This window comes from Paucidesulfovibrio longus DSM 6739 (assembly GCF_000420485.1).
GTDB classification, from domain to species: Bacteria; Desulfobacterota; Desulfovibrionia; order Desulfovibrionales; family Desulfovibrionaceae; genus Paucidesulfovibrio; species Paucidesulfovibrio longus.
The window spans coordinates 21,798-39,668 of sequence record NZ_ATVA01000001.1 but is presented as its reverse complement, the minus strand read 5'-3'; the positions used below and the strand labels follow the sequence as shown (position 1 = coordinate 39,668).

The window sequence follows — 17,871 nt, the reverse complement described above, 5'->3', positions numbered from 1 at the left end:
TGTCAACCAGAGAAAAAGGCAGGAGGTCGGACAGGGAAGGGCGCGCGGAACGGTGTCAGCGGCTTTCGTCCACGATGCGGCCTGTTTCCGAGAGAATCAGGTTCAGCAGGAGCTGCTCCGTGCTCAGGGCGGAGGTTTCCGGCGAGCGGTTGGCCACGGCCTGGTCCAGCAGGTCGGCCTGGGACGAGAGCTGGGTTTGCTGATATTCCAGGCTGCTTTGCTTGGAGGCGTAGTTGTCCAGGATGGCGTTCACGTCCGAGGCGTAGCTCTGCACATAGGCGAGCTGGGCGTTGATGTCGGTGTTCAGCCCCGCACCCGAAAGCTGGGTCCAGTCGATGCCGTCGAGGTTGTGGAAGGTGACGTCGAAGCCGCCGTCCTTGTAAGCCTGAATCCAGACGTTGCCGTTGGAATCGATCTGGTCCGTGCCCCACTGGGAGCCGTCGAGCATGTAGATGCCGTTGTAGTCCGTGGAGGAGATCAGGCCGGTGATCTTGTCGCGCAGAGCGTCGTAGTCCGCCTGGACCACGCTGCTGCTGGCGGAAAGCTCCCCCTGGTTGATCTTGTCGATGATGTCTTCCATGTCCGCGAGCGCGTCGGAAATCTGGGCCACTGCGGTCTTGGCCGTGCCCATCATGTTGGCGGCCTCGCCCACGTTGCGGGCGTTCTGGCGCACGGCGGCCGAATCCGCGCGCAGGGTGCCGGTGAGCGCGGCTTCCATGGGATTGGTCAGCGGCTGCACAGGCTGCTTGGCCAGCATCATGTCGCGCAGGGATCGCCCCACGCCGGAATTGGCGAAGAGGGCGTTCGTGAGCATGTCCTGCGAGAGCAGGCGCGTGGAATATTCGTAGATGAAGTTTTTTTCCTGGTCGCTGAGAGACATGGCAACCCCTTGGGCCTGTCGAAAGCTGAAAACGGAATATGAGCTTTCGCAGGTCTTATCGGCAGGCGCTTGATCTTTCTTTAGGGGCAGGTTTGATTTGTCCGGATACGCTCATGGGAAAGACGCACCCTGCTTGCCGATGGGCAGGCCCGGAATGCGGCTATTGCTTGGAGCCGAGCTTGCAGGGCTCCTGCTGCCGGAGAGAGATCAAAGCCAGGCCCCAAGCGAACCCAAAGCCGGACGCCGCGAATCAACGCCGGACAACGCTTCCGAGGCAAGTGGGAAAAAAAGTGCGGCCGCGCATTGACAACCGGCCGGAAAAGGGGCAGTAAAACTCTCCCAACGACGTGGGGCTGTAGCTCAGTTGGGAGAGCGCTTGAATGGCATTCAAGAGGTCGTGGGTTCGATTCCCTCCAGCTCCACCAAGAATTTTAAAGGCTTAGAAGGTTTTCCTTCTAAGCCTTTTTTTGTGGAATATACAAAAGGATATACAAATGATATCAGGTGGGTAATGGCTGGGGTTGAGGGATTGGGAGTCGGGTATGGCCCACCCTGTTCCCGATAACGCTACAGTTGGCTGGCAGAATCTGCGAGTGTGCTTGTTTAGGCTGGTCACGCATCGCAAAGCAGAGCGAGAGTAAGTGAAATTTATTCCTTCCCAGTTGGTATACTTTTTCCAAGATCGACGCGCTCAGCGCAATCTGCATTCCCTCATCCGATTCATCCTGTTGCTGTGCTTCTTCATAACTGTCTACAGTGCGTTGTTCCATATCCTTATGGAAATGGAAGGACAGCACCACTCCTGGATCACCGGCTTATATTGGACGCTGACGGTCATGTCGACGCTTGGGTTCGGCGACATAACCTTCATATCTGATATAGGAAAATTATTTTCAATCTGTGTCCTTATGTCCGGTATTGTTTTCTTGCTGGTGATGCTGCCATTCACCTTTATTCAATTCTTTTACGCGCCATTTCTTGAAGCCCAGACGAAGTCCAGAGCCGCCCGCGAACTACCCGAAGAAACATCCGGGCATTTGATTATTGTCGGCTCCGATTTAGTGGCCCTCAGTTTGGCTTCGCTCGTTAAGCAGTACAACTACAAGTATTGCGTTCTGGTCAATGAGGTGAACCACGCATTGGATCTGGTCGATCAAGGATACAATGCTGTGGTGGGCGATGCCGATAATGCGGAAACATATATACGACTGCGAACTGATCAGGCGGCCATGGTTGTGGTCCTTAACGACGACATGAAGAATACCAATGCTGTCTACACGATCCGTGAGGTGTCGGCGGACGTACAGGTGGTAACCAATGCCGATTCCGAAGAATCGGTCGATATTCTTCAGCTGGCCGGGGCGAGCCACGTCTTTCAGTTTATGCACATGCTTGGTGAGATCCTCGCTCGGCGAACCCTGGGGACAGGCACCCGACATAATGTCATCGGCAGCATAAACAATTTGAAGATTGCCGAGGCACCCGCTGCGGATACGCCTTTTGTGGGGCGAAGCGTCAAGAATAGCGGTCTGCGTTCCGCTACCAACATGAACCTCGTCGGCTTATGGGAACATGGTCGGTTGGTGTCTGCCCGCCCGGAGACCGTTATCACTTCCAGATCGATCATGATTCTGGCCGGGACCGAGGAGCAGCTCAAGGGTTACGATGCCTATGTCGGTGAAGCTCCGTCCATGGAAGCTCCTGTGCTCATCCTCGGCGGCGGGCGGGTGGGGCAAGCCGCTGCGCAAGTGCTCAGGCAACGGGCTGTCGACTACAAGATTGTGGAGAAAAACCCCGCGCTGATTCAGAACGATACCAATTCTGTTCTTGGGAGCGCCTCAGATCTCGATGTGCTGAAAACGGCGGGCATTGATAAAGCTCCGTCGGTATTCGTCACCACTCACAACGACGACCTGAATATTTACCTGACGATTTATTGCCGGAGGCTCAGGCCGGACATTCATATTATCAGTCGGGCAACGCTGGACCGAAACGTTTCGGTAATGCACAAGGCCGGAGCCGATCTGGTCATGTCTTACGCCACCATGGCGGCCAATACGATTATCAACCTGCTGAGCCCGGGCAAAGTGCTGACCCTGACTGAGGGGCTGAATATATTCCAGGTCGAAGTGGGGGCCTCGCTTGCCGGGAAAACGCTCGTGGAAAGCAACGTTCGCGCTGAAACCGGTTGCAGTATCATCGCAGTGTCCCGCGGTGAGGAAATGGAAGTCAACCCTGATCCGGAGCGCCCGTTGGACAAAGGGGCATCATTGCTTGTCATCGGCGCGGCAGAAAATGAACAGCGTTTCTTGGATAAGCACGGTGTGTGATTTATATTCCTCAAAAATGGCATTCAAGACGTCGTGGGTTCGATTCCCTCCAGCTCCATCATCATATTTCCACAAGGCCCGGTCCGCGCAATGCAGACCGGGCCTTTTCAATTGGTGCCGATGGATAGCTCCGGGAGTGCCGGAAAAAGGGCGGCTCCCGCGCGGGAAGGCTATTTCGTGATGACCAGGGTCCGCTGGGCTTCCAGCAGGTTTTTGGCGAGCGCGCCGCCGCAGCTGCCCTTGGTGACTTCGTTGAGCAGGAAGCCGATCCGGTATTCCCCGGGCTGGTGGAAGGTGATGGTGGTCGTGGGATATCCGGTCCGCACCGCGGGTTCCGGCCCGTCCGGCTTGTCGATGAAGATGACCTTGATGGAGGCATAGGAACCCATGGGGATTTCGTATCCCTTGAGGTCGAAGAGGGCCTCCACCGGCTGCCCGACGCGCAGCTCGCCGCGCAGGACGAGGTTTGCGTCCGGAGGCGGGGCGGGCTCCGCCGCCCGGACCGGGCCGGGGAGGACCAGAAACAGCAGCAGGAGCGTCCCGAAGACTCTGGCTGAGGCGAGTATTTTTTGCATGTCTTGATTTTAAGACTCCCAAGGGATAATGCAAGGCATGGGTATCCACTGGGTAGTATTTTTTGAGGCAGCCGCATGCACGATCTGATCGGAGCGCAACAGCATTATTGGCGCATGATCCAGTCCATCGCCGAGGAAGAGGAATACTACCTGGAGCGCTGGGCCTTGCGCATGGACCAGGCCGGATACCTGCGCCACACCACGGCCAAGCGGGTGGACTGCGTCCGCGCTCTGAACGATTTTCTCGCCCCCATTCGGGAGCACTGGGAGCAGGGCATCGCGTCGCCCGAATATCCCTGGCTCATCCAGGACCGGGACGGCTGGGGCGGGCCGCAGATCGAGACCGCGCGGCGGCACCGCATGCGCGGCATCACCTCCGACATGTATCTGGGCTGCTTCAAGACCTTCATCCACAGCCTGCTCGACGTCATCGAGAAGCTGGACGGCTCCTACGAGAGCAAGGTCCAGGCCCGGCGGCACGTCAAGCTCTACGGCGACGCGCTGGAGGTTCTGTTCGTGCGGGACTGGACCCGGATTCTGCCGGAAATGACCGCGCGCAAGCTCGATGAAACCAACCGTCTGCTGACCCTGGAGAAGTGCCGCTACGAGAACATCCTCAATTCCACTTCGGCATTGGTCTTCGTGGTCGGCAGCGACGGCCTGGTGACCAAGGTCAACCGCTCCGCGAGCCAGGTGCTGCCGCAGGAAAAGGTGCTGGGAGCGCCCGTTTGGCAGGTTCTGGACCTGGAGGGCCGGTCCATGGAGGAGCTGCTCAAGTATTATCCCGTGGGCATCTCCTGCGAGCTGAGCCCGTTCGGCAACGAGGGCGTCTACCGCATGCAGATCAGCCCCATCGGCAGCGTGAGCATGGCCAGCGACGAATACATGGTCATGCTGAACAACGTCACGGTGCACGCGGCCCAGCGGGAGATTCTGGAGCATGTGGTTTCGGAGCGGACCGAAGCTCTGCGCAGGGAAAAGGAGCAGCTCGAGGAAATGAACATCACCCTGCGCAACGTGCTCAAGAGCATCGACAAGGAACGCGCGGCGCTGCTCGACGAGGTCACGGCCAAGGTCAACAATCAGGTTCTGCCCGCCCTCGTCCGCATCGAGGAGGAGAACGACGAGGAAATCCGCAAGGGGTACATCACCGTGGTCAAGGACCAGCTGGCCCGGCTGGCTCCTGGCGGCGGGCTCGCGGACCCGCTGCTGCTCCGGCTGACCCATATGGAAACCCGCGTGAGCCAGTTCATCCAGGCCGGACAATCTTCCAAGGATATCGCCAACACGTTGAACCTCTCCCTGGAAACCGTGCAGACGCACCGCAAGAACATTCGCCGCAAGCTCGGCATCCAGGGCAAGAGCGTCAGCCTCTACGCCCACCTCAAGACCATGGGCCTGAACCCCTGACTGGGGATCCGGGTCTACCCATTCTATACCCTTTTTCCCATCTGTAGCCTGTCCCTGCTCCTGGCTTAGGAGAATAATGTGCATGTTCCGCATTGTTCTGGTAAGGAGAGAGGATGGATAAAATTATTTTGAATCGGAAGGCGGCGGTACTCCGCGACTTTTTCGCGTCCGTGGACGCGGGGGATCTGCGTGAGGCCGCCGAGGGCATCGCCGCGCAGTTCGACCTGCCTTTGGACGCCGCCACGGACTGGACCGAGGTCGAGTACGATTTCAACCGGCTTTTCGTCGGTCCGGCAGCGGTTCCTGCCCCGCCGTACGCCTCGGCCTACCAAGCGGGGCGGGAGCAGCCAGCGCTCATGGGCGAACCCGCCCTGGAGGCGCGGCGGGCCTATGAGCGGCTCGGCCTGGCCGTGCCGAACCAGGGAACCACGCCCGATGACCATCTGGCCTTCGAGCTGGACGCGGTCGTGGCCCTGGACGGATTGGATCCCGCCGGGGCCGGAAACGAATCTGCCCAGGTGAAGGCATGGCTCATCGCCGAGCACATGGGCGCCTGGGTGCCGCGTTTTGCCGAGGCGGTCGAAGGGCAGCGGGGAGTCAGCGCGCCGGTGGCCGTCGCCGTCAAGGCGCTGACCGTCTGGCTGGAAGCCGCCCGGAGCGAAATCGAGGCGGAACGGACCGGACAAAGCTTGCATAATGATGGAACGTAAGGAGGATTGCATGGCAACGAACAAAAGCGCCTTCAGCAGGCGTTCATTCATCAAGGGCATGGTCGGTGCCGGCGTGGCCGGGCTGCTGCCGTGCCGGTTCCTGGTGCCCCAGGCCCAGGCCGCGGCCTTCGATCCGGAAGAGTTCCAGGTGTTCCGCAACGCCTGCCCCCGCAACTGCTACGACACGTGCAGCATCAAGACCTACGTGAAGGACGGGGTGGTCCGGTTCATCGAGGGCGCTCCGGAGTCCACCTTCACCAGGGGCGGCCTGTGCGTGAAGGGCTACGCCTACACGCGCCGTCCCTACAGCCCCGACCGGGTCAAATATCCCATGGTCCAGGACGGACGCCGCAGCGGCAAGTGGCGGCGCGTCTCCTGGGACGAGGCCATGGACAAGATCGCCAGGAAGATTTTGGAGCTCAAGGAACAGGACGGCAACCTGCTTGGCCTGGGCATGACCAAGTATTCCGGAAACTTCGGCATCACCAACTACGCCGTGGAGGGCTTGATGTCCTCCCTGGGCTACACCACGCGCTTCGTGGGCACTCCGTGCTGGCCCGCGGGGATCGACGCCCAGAACTACGACATGGGCAACATGTGGTGCAACGACCCCGAAGACATGGTCAAGTCCAAGTACATCATCATCTGGGGGGCCAACCCGGCCTGGTGCTCGGTGCACACCATGAAATACATCATGGAGGCCAAGCGCCGGGGCGCCAAGGTGGTGGTCGTGGACCCGGTCTTCACCCAGACCGCGGCCAAGGGGGACGTCTACTGGCAGCCCAAGACCGCCAGCGACGGCGCCCTGGCCCTGGGCATGGCCCGCCACATCCTGGACAAGGGCATGGTGGACCGGAACTTCACGGACAACCACGGCCTCGGTTTCGGTGAGTTCGCCGACTACCTGCGCGGCAACGTCACCGTGGAGTGGGCCGCGGAGCAGAGCGGAATCCCGGCCGAGGAGATTCGGCAGGTGGCCGAGGAGTTCGCCTCCGCCGACCCCGCCACCATCTGGATCGGCTACGGGATGCAGCGCCACACCAACGGCGGCGCTTCGGTGCGCTCCATCGACGCCCTGGTGGCCATGACGGGCAACGTGGGCAAGGAAGGCGGCGGCGCGCGCTACGGCCATCTCCAGACCTGGGGATTCAACTACAACGCCATGATCCAGCAGAAGCCGGAAGGCTCGGTGGGCTTCGTGGGCGGCGCGGCCAAGGGCGAGTTCGACTTCACCTCCGGCTCCGAGGCCAGCTACTCGGACCGCACGGTGAACATCAACAAGACCGCGCAGAACATCCTCGACACCAAGGATCCGGCCCTCCGGATGCTCTGGGTCTCCTGCAAGAACCCCTTCGGCCAGGACTTCGACAGGCCCAAGCTGGAAAAGGCCTTCGACACCCTGGAGATGGTCGTCACCGTGGACCAGTTCTTCAACGAGACCGTGGCCAATTCGGACATCGTCCTGCCCGTGACCACCTTGTTCGAGGAATGGACCGTCAACGCCTCCTACTGGCACTACTGGCTGGGCCTCAACGAGCAGGCCATCAAGCCCATGTACGAGGCCAAGTCCAACATCGAGATCGGCATGGCTCTGTCCAGGAAGATGAACGAGCTTTCTCCTGGTTCGTGCACCTTCCCGCAGGAGCCGGACACCAGGGAATGGATGGCCAAGGAGTTCAACCAGGGCATCTACGACCTCTTCGGCATCGACGACTGGACCGCGCTCAAGAACGGACCCGTCAAGGCCAAGCTGGCCTCCTCGGCCTCGTGGAGCACCTTCCAGTTCGGCACGCCGTCCGGAAAGTACGAGTTCCGCTCGGACATCTGCAAGGACAACGGCCACATGGCGCTCCCGGAATACATGGAGCCGCGCAAGAGCTACGACAAGTTCCGCCTGCTCACCCCGCACACCAAGTTCGCCATCCATTCCCAGTTCCTGAACCTGGACTGGATGCAGGAATACGACAAGCAGCCCTACCTCTACATGCATCCGGAGGCCGCCGCGGAAAAGGGCATCAAGGATCTGGACATGGTCCGGGTCTTCAACAAGGTGGGCGAGCAGAAGGTGGTGGCCAAGCTGACCACCAACGTGGCCAAGGACTGCCTGCTCATCTACGAAGCCTGGTTCGGCAAGGGTTCGACCTTCAATGTCCAGAACCTGGTCGACGACGAATCCGCCGACATGGGCGAGTACAAGGCCGGAGCGCCGGGCGTGGCCATCCACGACCAGTTCGCCGACGTTGAAAAGGCCTAAGGAGCGAAACGATGAAGAAACAATACGCATTCCTGGTGGACTCCGAGCTGTGCATCGGCTGCTTTACCTGCGCCATGGCCTGCCGCAACTACTACCATCCGCCCGAAGGCGTGATCTGGCGGCAGGTCTATCCCCTGGACGAGGAGATCTACCCGCACCGGGAACGGGCCTTCTATTCCCTGGCCTGCAACCATTGCGAAAATCCGACCTGCCTGAACGTCTGTCCCGTGGAAGCCTACACCAAGCGCGAAGAGGACGGGGTGGTGGTCCACCATCAGGAGAAGTGCATCGGCTGCGGAAACTGCATCCGGTCCTGCCCCTATGGCGCGCCCAAGTACAATCCCGTGGAAAAGCGGGCCGAGAAGTGCAGCTTCTGCCACGAGCGGCTGGACGCCGGGCTCAAGCCCGCCTGCATCCAGTCCTGCCCCACGGGCGCGCTGAGCATGGTCGATCTCGCCGAGCTGGAGCCCGGCAATCAGGTGCAGTATCCGGCCGGCTTCCCGAAAATGGAGGATGTGAATCCGTCCACACGGTTCATCCTGCCCAAGCTTCCCAGACTGGTGAGGAGGTAAGTATGCAATCCATGGAATTCCCGCTGGTCCTCTTCACTGTGCTCTCCCAGGCCGCCGTGGGTCTGGCGCTCATGGGCGCGGTGCGCGTTTCCAGCGGTCCGCAGGGCCGCAGCCCCCGCCGCGAGTGGATCATGGTCGCGGGCCTGATCGGGCTGGGGCTTCTGGCCTCGTTGTTCCACCTGGGCCACCCCACGGGCGCGCCCAGAGCCCTGGTCCATCTGTCCACGGCCTGGCTCAGCCGCGAGGTGCTGCTGGCCGGGACGTTCGCCGTCCTGGCGGTTTTGGCCGTGCTCGTCAGCAAGACCGAGGTCAACCCGGTTCTTGCCTGGGCCGGCTCCCTGGTCGGGCTGGGGCTGATCCTCTCGGCGGGCATGACCTACGCGCCGCCCGCCTTCCCCGCGGTGAACAACGCCCTCCCGGCCACCTTCTTCCTGCTCTCGGCCGTGACCCTGGGCGCGGGCTTCGGCAGCTGGTTCGCCTCCGAGTCCAGGCAGCCGCTTATGGGCGGCATCTTCGGGGCCGGATTGCTGGTGGCGCTCGTGCTCTATCTGGTCGTGCCCTGCGTGTGGCTTTCCGGCGGAGCGGTCATGCGCATGACCGGACAGACCTGGCTGGGTTCGGGCTTCTACTGGGTGCACGTGGCCGTGCTCGCGGCCTGCCTGCTCGTGTTCCGGCTGACCAAGGGCATCCCCGTCTGGCTGCCCGTGCTGCTCCTTTTGGGCGAGCTGGCGGGCCGGGCCGGGTTCTTCGCCGACACCATCCATACCGCCGCCAATCTGGGCGGACTGTACTGATCCTCAACGCGGAAGGGGTTCCGGCCATGGCCGGAACCCCTCCTGTTCGCGGGGGGCCGCCCCCGGAACGCAACGCGCTTTTCCCGCCCTGTTTTCCCGCATTCCCGAACGCCCGCCAGCAACGCGGCCTGCGTCCGCAACTTTCTATCGCTTCGGCAATGCGCAGGTCTGCTTGAAAAAGGCGGCAAGATATCCGCAGTCCAGCTTCGGGGTCTTTTCGATGTGCGAAATGAGCACGACCACGATGATCGTGGACAGGACCATCAGCAGCGGGCCGAAGAGCCAGAAGATGAGCGGGATCAGGAAATAGTAGGCGCGCATGCCGAAGTGGAAGTAGCTTCCCGCCTTGTTCAGCTGCATGGCCACGAAGGTGATCGATGTCCCGTAGTTCTCGTCCGCGGGCGGGGTGTTGATGATGAACCCGACGTGGCTGAAAAGCCGGATCGAGAACGAGAAATTGAAGAAGGCGATGAACAGGTTCGCCAGGATGACGAGCAGCTTGAGGGTCATGGTGCTTTGGGTCGTGGAGCCGAGCGCGTTCAGCGAATGCCACGTCTGGCCGAGCTTGTCGCTCTGGCCGGAAAGGGTGAGCAGGCCGACCGCGAGCAGGATCGACGTCGAGGCGAGGAACGTCGCGGCCATGGTCGAGTTGCGCAGCGTCTGCACGGCGAGGATGTCGTTCTTCTCTTCCATGACGTTGACGACCCAGGCCGTTTTCGCCCATTTCGTGGCCCCGTAGAGCGTGTAGATGGGATTTTTCTTCAGCTTCCACGCGACGAAGAGATGATATGCCGTGAACAGGCCCGTGGATATGGCCAGGCAGACGATGTCCAGCATGTGCGGAGCAAAGAGGGCGTTCATGCGGAAAAACTCCTGGGGCAAGGCATGGGCGGTTTGGCGCGCGGAACATGGCCGGGGGTCGCCCGGACTCCCCGGCAAAGGCGCAGGGCGCGTCCCGGTCTGCCGGGGCCGCGCTTGGCCGCCGACGAATGCGCCGGGACGATGTGCTCAAGACGTGTCGAGCGGAGAACTTGCCTCATTTTCCACTACGCCGCCCCTGTGGATTTGGCAACGGGTTTCCCCCGCGGCCTGCCGCGTGCGTTTTTCGCCCGACAGGCCGGGACTGCGCGCCGCGCGGAAAAAGCCCGGCAAACGGGGATTCGAACGGTCACAGAAAGCATTCCGGTCGGCAGCACTCCCGGAAAAGCGTGTTCAGCCGCACGGAGGCGTCCAGCACCGGGCCGGGCTTCATGCTCCTGGCTCCCTGGGGGCAGAGCTTGATGCACGCGCAGCAGGTGATGCACCTGACGGGATCGATCCTGGCGGCGTCCTGCGGGTCGATGGCTCCGGTGGGGCAGGCTTCGGCGCACGCGCCGCATTGGGTGCATTCGTCGCTGACCGCGATGAAATCGACATCCCAGAGCTTGGAGTCCTTGCGGTAGGGCAGCACCCCCGGCACGGCCACGTCGGGAACTTGCGCCGCTGGGGAAAGGGACTGCATTTTGGCGCGGATCTTCCTTCCGAATTCCCGGGCGTGCTCCAGGTCGTCCTTGTCCGGGCGGCCCTGGGCCGTGGGCCGCTCCGCCGAGGAGAAGGAATGCTCGCCAACGTACGCGGCGCACGCGACAGGAACCCCGCCGCGCTGCGCGACCATGTTCTTCAGCTCCAGAAGCGCGTCCTCGTAAGCGCGGTTGCCGTAGACCACGACGCAGACCGTGGGCGTTGCGCGAAGCCGGATAGCGTTCAGCCAGTCGCCCAGGAGCGCGGGAACCCTGCCCATGTAGACCGGCACGCCGATCACGAGCAGATCGTCCTCGGCCACCGTGAGCGGCTTTTTCCTGGAGCCGGGGAGGGTGATGTCCAGGAATTCGGGTTCGCCCGCTCCGGCGTCCGGTGCAATGCCCGCGACAATGGCTCGGACAACGGCCCTGGTCGTGCCGGTGGGGGAAAAATATGCGGCCTTGACGTTCTTCACATCCATCGTTCAGCTCCGTTGTCGTAGAGGGGAGGGGCGGCGCTCCATGCTCGGCCCGGTGATTTTCCGGGCCGAAAGCGGAGCGGTACGCTCTTGATAATTTACGTTGCGTAACGTAATTTATCTTGTCGAAACGTGTCAAGCACGGCGCAATGCGGACAGGGAGAACGAGGGGGACATGACCAAAGCGAAGATCGGACGTCCGAGAAGCGAGAGGACGCGGGAGGCGATCCTGCGCGCCGCGCACGAGCTTTTGATCGAGAACCGGGGCGTTTGTCTGACCATGGAGGCGGTGGCGCGGCGGGCCGGGGTGGGCAGGCCGACTCTCTACCGCTGGTGGCCCACGCTGGCGGACATCGTGCTGGAGGCCGTTCTCCGGCTGGCGGACGAGGAAATCGCGGTCTCTGCCCGCGAATCGTTGCGGGAAACCCTGCGAGAGTTCTTGCGGGGCTCGGTGCGCGCCATCCTGGACGGAGGCGGCGCGCACCTGCGCTTTCTCATGGCGCGGGCGCAGGAGGACGGCGGATTCCGGGAACGCTTCCGGGAGGGCTTCGCGGCGAAACGGCGCGCGGTCCTGAACTCGATCTTCACGCAGGCCGCCGAGCAGGGCCGAATCGGTCTTGTCCATGATCCGGACATGCTTGCGGACGTCGTTTTCGGCGCCATGTGGTATCGTCTGCTCGTGGGGCACGCCTCCCTGGACGAAGCCTTTGCGGACGAGCTGGCCGACGTGGCCATGGCGCTGGTCCGGGCCGGGGCCGGGGAGCGTGAAGCGGGCTAGACCCGCTCTTTTGGGAACGCGCGTTGCCTTTCGCTGTGGTTGGGCATAAGCAGGGAGAGGGAGGTCTTGGGCATGAGCGAGGAAAAGCAGGGGAAAATCAGCCTGCTCGGCGCGGTCGCCATTGGCATCGGCGGCATGGTGGGCGGCGGCATCTTCGCTGTGCTGGGCGTGGCGGTGACCATAGCGCAGGGAGCGACGCCCGTGGCCTTTGCCCTTGCCGGGTGCGTGGCCATGCTCACGGCCTATTCCTACGCCAAGCTGTCCGTGGCCTTTCCCAGCCAGGGCGGCACCGTGGTGTTCCTGGACCGCGCGTTCGGGATGGACAGCCTGGTGGGCGGACTGAACTTCGTGCTCTGGCTCAGCTATCTGGTGACCCTCTCGCTCTACGCCACGGCCTTCGCATCCTACGCCGAAACGTTCTTTCCGGCCGGGTGGCATCCGTCCCTTCTGCATCACGCGCTCATCAGCGCGGCCATCGTCGTTCCCATGCTCGTCAATCTGCTCGGCGCGGAGCTGATCAGCAAATCCGAGACATTCGTCGTGGTGCTCAAGCTGATCCTGCTGGCCGTGGTGCTCGTGTCCGGGGCCATGTTCATCCAGCCCGCGCGCATGGCCGTGTCGCACTGGGCGCCCATGTCGTCCGTGGTCCCGGCGGGCATGGTCATCTTCGTCGCCTACGAGGGCTTCGAACTGATCGCCAACGCCGCCGAGGACATCCGCAACCCGTCCGTGACCCTGCCGCGCGCCTTCTACTGTTCCGTCGGGCTGGTGGTCGTGCTCTACGTCCTGGTGGCGATCCTGACCGTGGGCGTCGTGCCGGAAAGCCTCGTCGCCTCCTCCAAGGATTTCGTGCTGGCGGTGGCGGCCAAGCCCGCGCTCGGCCGGTTCGGATTCTTCCTGGTCGGCGCGGCCGCCATGCTGGCCACGCTTTCCGCCATCAACGCCACCATCTACGGCAACGCACGGCTGGGATTCATCCTGGCCAAGGACAAGGAATTGCCGGAAATCATGGAACGCAAGGTCTGGAACCAGCCCTTCGGCGTGCTCATCACCGGAGCCATCACCCTGGCCCTGGCCAATCTCCTGGACCTCCAGTCCATCGCCATGATCGCCAGCGCGGGGTTCCTGCTGATCTTCGCGGCCGTGAATCTCGCCGGAGCCAAGCTGCACGAGTCGATTCACGGGAGGAGGGCGCCCATGCTGATCGGCGCGCTGGTCTGCCTGGCCGCTTTGGGCACGTTGCTCTGGCGGTCCGCGTCGGACAATCCCAAGGCCTGCATCGCCTTTTTCGTGTTTCTGTTGTGCGCTTTTTTGTTCGAGGTCGGCATGAGCCGATTCCGCACATCGTCGAAGCGGGCCTGGCACGCCTTCCGATAGCGGCGCTGGCGCGGGCGGGCATGCCCGGTGGCGTAACCCTGACAGGGGCCGGAGAGATACGCTTCCTCCGGCCGCGACGACAACGCGGCGAGGCGAAACCATGCGCTCTGTTTTCCTGGACGTGGCCGAGCTGGAATCTGGGGCAACCTTCGAGCATGAGCAGGTCGTGATCGTGCTGCCCTTCATCGATCAGGCCTTGGCGAGGCGGGTCGAATCCGTCCTGTCGCGGCGCGCCCTCTGCGATGGGCTTCTGGTGCTGGTGGACGATTCCCTGCGCCTCGGCTTCATCAAGGTCGCCAATCTGATCTTCGCCCATTCCCGCTCCAAATATTTCGGCTATCTCGCCCAGGACGTGTTTCCCGGCGACGGCTGGCTGCGCGCCGCGCTGGAAACCCTCGACGAGAGCGGAGCGGACCTCCTGCCCTTCAGCGACGGGCGCTTTTACGGCAACATCGCCACCTTCGGCCTCCTGCGGCGCTCCTGGGCGCGGAGCCTGTACCACAACTTCGTGTTCTACCCGGAATACCAGAGCCATTTCGGCGATACGGAAATATCCGCCATCGCCTGGGCTCAGGGCAGGGCCATCTTCAATCCGGGCTGCATCATGTGCGAGGTTGACTACGAGAAGCATACGCGGAAAAACAACGCGGCGGACGAAGCCTTGTACCGTGCGCGGGCGCGCACGGGCTTCAACGGGCTGATCGCGCCCTTCGACCCGGACTGAGCCGGGCGGCGGGCAGGGGGGCGAGACCATGGGCAGCTATCCGGGAGAGACGAAGAAGATATGACTCCGGCTATCGACAAGGCCAAGCAGGCCAGGATCGAATATCTCGTCCACGAGTACGAGCACGACCCGGCAGCGGATTCCTACGGCAGGGAAGCGGCGGACAAGATGGGCGTGGACCCGGCCAGGGTTTTCAAGACCCTGGTGGTCGGCGAGGGCAAAACGCTTTTCGTGGCCGTGGTTCCCGTGCTGCGGCAGCTCGACCTGAAGTGCCTGGCCAGGGCCGTGGGCGTGAAGAAGGTCGCCATGGCCGAGGTGGGGCTGGTGGAGCGCGTCACGGGCTACGTGGTCGGCGGGGTCAGCCCCCTGGGCCAGAAAAAGCCTCTTCCCACGGTCATCGACGCTTCCGCCGAAACGGCCGGAACCATCTTCGTCAGCGCGGGCCGCAGAGGGCTGGAGATCGAGCTGTCGCCGCGCGACCTCGCCGCCCTCACGGGCGCGTCCTTTGCGGACATCGCCAAGTAGCGTTCCGGGATTGCGGAAGCGCCGCCGACCGGGACGGCAGCGGAGAACTCTGCCCGCGCGCCTGCCGTGCCGGACGGGCCGTGCCGGACGGGCCGTGCTTTCGTTTGTTTCGCATTGGTGCTATTGAGTGCCGTCTGCGCCTCGCAACATGCCGTGATCATGAGGAGTTCCAAGGATGGGCATCACAAGGGACGATCTGGACATCTTGAAGCGCGTGCTGCCGTCCGTGGGCCGGGAGCGGATGCTGATGTACGGCATTCAGGATCTCGGCGTTTCACGGGACCAGACGCAGGCCGTGCTGCCGCTCCGGGATCCGGTTCCGGACAGCGGGGAGTGGGGCTCGCCGGAGCTGTTCCGGGGCCTGGGGTTTCGCTTTGTGGAGTCCCTGGACATCGCGGCGACGCCGCCGCCCACCTTCCTGCACAACATGAACGAGCCCTTGCCGAAAACATTCTGGGATCGTTACGATTTCATCTATGACGGCGGAACGCTGGAACACATCTTCAATACGCCGCAGGCGCTGGAGAACACGGTCCGCTCCTTGCGCGGCGATGGAGTGGTGCTGCACCGCCTGCCCATGAACAACAGCGTGAACCACGGATTCTACCAGTTCTCGCCGGGGCTTTTCTTCGACTACTACCTGGCCAACGGCTTCGAGGACTGCAACCTGTTCCTTGCGGAAGGCGGGGGCGACGTGCGGCGCTACGGCTATCGGGACATCATCCCGGACCGCGTGCTCCGGCGGCATTCCATGCTCGGATTCGCGGCCAGGAAAACGAGCGTGGACGAGATTTCCGTGCCGACCCAGTTCATGTATGCGCCGAATACGCGGTTTCTGACCGAGGAGCTTGGGGATTCGCCGTTCTACATCTGGGGCGCGTCCGGCGGCTTTTTCCAGGTCTATGGGGAATGGTTCGAGAGAAATCGCGAAACGCTCCGCTGCCTGGGATTCATCGATTCCGACCCCTCGCGCCAGGGCCGGGAAATCATGGGCTGCCCCGTGCTGGCCCCGGAGGTTCTGCTGCGCGAGCAGCGGCGGCCGATCATTCTCGTGGCCTCGACCTGGTGGCCGCAGATTTCCGATCAGATCGAGGACATGGGCCTGGACCTGCGTCTGATGCGCTAGCCGCGCGGTTTGCTTCCCCGCCTGGAACATCCCTGAAAAAGATTTGCCCCTGCCGGAGGAGAACCGTCCGGCAGGGGCTCGTGACGCGTGATGAAGGTGGGAGAGCCGGGGATGTGGGCAGACACGCCCGGCCCGGACACGCGGTCAACGAAGTATGAGCACGGAGGAGAGCGCGCCGTTGACCAGCTCGGCCACGTGGTCGCGCTTGAAGAAGCGTTGCAGTCCGGACTTGGGGCCGAGCCAGAGGGCCATGAGGTCGGTGCGGGAGCCCAGGGAAAGGAACGAGCCGAGGGAGGCCGCGTCCACGACCTTGACCAGGGCGCGCACGCCGCGCTGGATGTAGTAGTCCAGCACCTCGCCCATCTTGCGCTCGACCTCCTCGCGCAGTTCGCCGCGCTTGAGCACGCCCGCGATTTCCAGGTCGACGCCGTAGAGGGTCACGAGCTGGTTGATCATCTCCAGGGACTGCTGACTCACGTTGGCGTGGTCCAGGATGCAGGTGACCTTGGCGGGCCTGCGGGCTTCCTTGACCACCAGCACGGAACAGTCCGCGCCCTCGGCCACCTTGCCGGGCACGTCGCCGCCGCCCCAGCCGCTGCCGCTGCGGGCGCTGCCGAGCACGATCAGGTCGCTCTGCTCCTCGCGGGCCTCGGCCAGAATCGCCTTGACCGTGTTGCCGGAGCGCAGCCGCAGCCGGAAGTCCTTGCGGCCGCCGTCCGTCTTTTCCTCCAGAACGTTCTTCCCGGCCTCCCGAAAGTCCGGCGAGGCAGGGGCCGCGGCGTAGAGCTGCGCCTCCTCGCCCATGATGGAGAGAAATTCCTCGCGGTAGTTGCGCAGCGTGCCGATGCCGGGGTGCCGTTCGTCGGCCGGGGCCGCGTCGTCATCGAAGAGGGGGCTGCTTTCCCTTTCCACCGCCAGCAGGCTGACGTCGGGCCAGGTGTTCATGGCCAGCCGGGCCGCTTCGCCCAGCGCATACATGCTGTAGAGGTTCTCATCCACAGCCACGAGAATCTTCATAAACGCCTCCCGTTGAAGAAGTTACCAGCAGAGCAGCAGAGGACAGGGCACCCGTCCGAGCACTTCCGTCAGCGGGGACTTGCGGCTGGACTTGCGGTCCACGGTCGAGACGAGCAGGCCGTAGTCCCGCATCTCTTCGGCCGCGGCTTCGGGCGCGCCCCGCAGAACCCGCGCATCGGCCGGAACGCGTCCGCGGGCCTCGAGCAGCTCCCGGGCGCTGCGGAGAATCTGCTCCGCCTTGTCTCCCGGCTCCTCTTCCATCTCGTAGACGCAGAGGTCGAAATCGGCTTCCGGGTCGCCGACGAGATGGCAGAACTGCTCCACCAGGGCCGCGACGTCGGTTTCCTCGTCGAGCAGAAGCAGCACCCGTGGGGACATGATCAGGTTCTTGACCATGAGCACCGGGCAGGACATGCGCTTGTAGAGCTTCGAGCGCAGCAGCTTGCGGAATTCGCCGAGATTGAAGTTGGTGACCACGCCCTCGATGAAGAGGTCGTAGCTGCCGCGCCGCAGCTCGTCGAGGATGGCTTCGTTGCGGTCGCCCACGGCGATGACGGCCTGGGGGATGACCACGCAGTCCAGCTTCTCGCTGTTGAGGATGCGCTGCACCTCCTCGCGTCCGGCCTCCTGGAGCCCGGTTTCCCAGGTCCGGCGGATCCAGCCGGACTGCGAGGAATGGGCCTTGCCGTCCGGCTCTTCCACGTGGATGGGCTGAAGGCCCATGCGGAGAAGCCCGGCTTTCTGGCAGGCGTAGCGCAGGGCGATGTTGGAGGCCAGGTTGAGTTCGATGGGTATCAGTGCATTGAGCATGGTTCGCACCT

General features: G+C 63.0%; 17 protein-coding genes and 1 tRNA gene. 12 read left to right on the top strand and 6 right to left on the bottom strand.

From position 1 onward, the window contains the following. Window positions 1-55 precede the first annotated feature (55 nt). The gene (locus G452_RS0100195; protein ID WP_022660244.1) at window positions 56-880 is read right to left on the bottom strand and encodes a flagellin; all 825 of its coding nucleotides are present in this window, start codon (window positions 878-880) and stop codon (window positions 56-58) included. Between the two features lie 349 nt (window positions 881-1,229). On the opposite strand from G452_RS0100195, the gene G452_RS0100190 reads away from it, so the two are divergent. Together G452_RS0100190 and G452_RS0100185 are read left to right on the top strand one after the other, a co-directional pair. Continuing rightward, window positions 1,230-1,305, top strand: a tRNA-Ala gene (locus tag G452_RS0100190). 216 nt (window positions 1,306-1,521) lie between these two features. Further along, on the top strand, window positions 1,522-3,210 hold the full coding sequence (locus G452_RS0100185; protein WP_022660243.1) for a potassium channel family protein: 1,689 nt from the start codon (window positions 1,522-1,524) through the stop codon (window positions 3,208-3,210). Window positions 3,211-3,380: 170 nt separating this feature from the next. Here G452_RS0100185 and G452_RS0100180 read toward each other — a convergent pair whose 3' ends face one another. Beyond that, window positions 3,381-3,785 (bottom strand): hypothetical protein, encoded by a 405-nt coding sequence (locus G452_RS0100180; RefSeq protein ID WP_022660242.1) that lies wholly within the window; start codon window positions 3,783-3,785, stop codon window positions 3,381-3,383. A 75-nt stretch (window positions 3,786-3,860) separates the two neighbouring features. On the opposite strand from G452_RS0100180, the gene G452_RS0100175 reads away from it, so the two are divergent. The 5 genes from G452_RS0100175 to G452_RS0100155 all read left to right on the top strand — a co-directional run bounded on the left by G452_RS0100175 (window position 3,861) and on the right by G452_RS0100155 (window position 9,525). Continuing rightward, window positions 3,861-5,195: a LuxR C-terminal-related transcriptional regulator gene (locus G452_RS0100175; RefSeq protein WP_022660241.1), complete on the top strand. Its 1,335-nt coding sequence runs from the start codon at window positions 3,861-3,863 to the stop codon at window positions 5,193-5,195. A 113-nt stretch (window positions 5,196-5,308) separates the two neighbouring features. Next, window positions 5,309-5,905, top strand: coding sequence for a molecular chaperone TorD family protein (locus G452_RS17370; RefSeq protein ID WP_022660240.1), 597 nt, complete (start codon window positions 5,309-5,311; stop codon window positions 5,903-5,905). Window positions 5,906-5,915: 10 nt separating this feature from the next. Next, complete coding sequence (locus G452_RS0100165; RefSeq protein ID WP_022660239.1) at window positions 5,916-8,159, top strand: molybdopterin-dependent oxidoreductase; 2,244 nt, start codon at window positions 5,916-5,918, stop codon at window positions 8,157-8,159. Between the two features lie 11 nt (window positions 8,160-8,170). Continuing rightward, window positions 8,171-8,731 (top strand): 4Fe-4S dicluster domain-containing protein, encoded by a 561-nt coding sequence (locus G452_RS0100160; RefSeq protein ID WP_022660238.1) that lies wholly within the window; start codon window positions 8,171-8,173, stop codon window positions 8,729-8,731. 2 nt (window positions 8,732-8,733) lie between these two features. Next, entirely contained in the window at window positions 8,734-9,525 is a 792-nt protein-coding gene (locus G452_RS0100155) for a dimethyl sulfoxide reductase anchor subunit family protein (RefSeq protein WP_022660237.1), read from the top strand. Between the two features lie 144 nt (window positions 9,526-9,669). On the opposite strand, the gene G452_RS0100150 is transcribed toward G452_RS0100155, so the two are convergent. After that, a complete protein-coding gene (locus G452_RS0100150) occupies window positions 9,670-10,386 on the bottom strand; it encodes a DUF599 domain-containing protein (protein ID WP_022660236.1) in 717 nt (238 codons plus the stop codon). A gap of 307 nt (window positions 10,387-10,693) precedes the next feature. Further along, complete coding sequence (locus tag G452_RS0100145) at window positions 10,694-11,506, bottom strand: EFR1 family ferrodoxin (protein ID WP_022660235.1); 813 nt, start codon at window positions 11,504-11,506, stop codon at window positions 10,694-10,696. Window positions 11,507-11,678: 172 nt separating this feature from the next. On the opposite strand from G452_RS0100145, the gene G452_RS0100140 reads away from it, so the two are divergent. The 5 genes from G452_RS0100140 (at window position 11,679) to G452_RS20270 (ending at window position 16,033) form a co-directional block, all read left to right on the top strand. Then, window positions 11,679-12,281 (top strand): TetR/AcrR family transcriptional regulator, encoded by a 603-nt coding sequence (locus G452_RS0100140; RefSeq protein WP_022660234.1) that lies wholly within the window; start codon window positions 11,679-11,681, stop codon window positions 12,279-12,281. Between the two features lie 72 nt (window positions 12,282-12,353). After that, window positions 12,354-13,658 carry an APC family permease gene (locus tag G452_RS17365; RefSeq protein ID WP_022660233.1) on the top strand — a complete coding sequence of 435 codons (1,305 nt, stop codon included), beginning with the start codon at window positions 12,354-12,356 and terminating at the stop codon, window positions 13,656-13,658. A gap of 100 nt (window positions 13,659-13,758) precedes the next feature. Continuing rightward, complete coding sequence (locus G452_RS0100130) at window positions 13,759-14,382, top strand: hypothetical protein (RefSeq protein ID WP_022660232.1); 624 nt, start codon at window positions 13,759-13,761, stop codon at window positions 14,380-14,382. Window positions 14,383-14,442: 60 nt separating this feature from the next. After that, window positions 14,443-14,907: a Cys-tRNA(Pro) deacylase gene (gene ybaK, locus G452_RS0100125; RefSeq protein WP_022660231.1), complete on the top strand. Its 465-nt coding sequence runs from the start codon at window positions 14,443-14,445 to the stop codon at window positions 14,905-14,907. A gap of 175 nt (window positions 14,908-15,082) precedes the next feature. Further along, a complete protein-coding gene (locus G452_RS20270; RefSeq protein WP_022660230.1) occupies window positions 15,083-16,033 on the top strand; it encodes a nucleoside-diphosphate sugar epimerase/dehydratase in 951 nt (316 codons plus the stop codon). A 144-nt stretch (window positions 16,034-16,177) separates the two neighbouring features. On the opposite strand, the gene G452_RS0100115 is transcribed toward G452_RS20270, so the two are convergent. Both G452_RS0100115 and G452_RS0100110 read right to left on the bottom strand, forming a co-directional pair. Further along, a complete protein-coding gene (locus tag G452_RS0100115) occupies window positions 16,178-17,050 on the bottom strand; it encodes a universal stress protein (protein ID WP_022660229.1) in 873 nt (290 codons plus the stop codon). A 21-nt stretch (window positions 17,051-17,071) separates the two neighbouring features. Then, window positions 17,072-17,860, bottom strand: a complete 789-nt coding sequence (locus G452_RS0100110; RefSeq protein ID WP_022660228.1) for an adenine nucleotide alpha hydrolase family protein — start codon at window positions 17,858-17,860, stop codon at window positions 17,072-17,074. Window positions 17,861-17,871 lie beyond the last annotated feature (11 nt).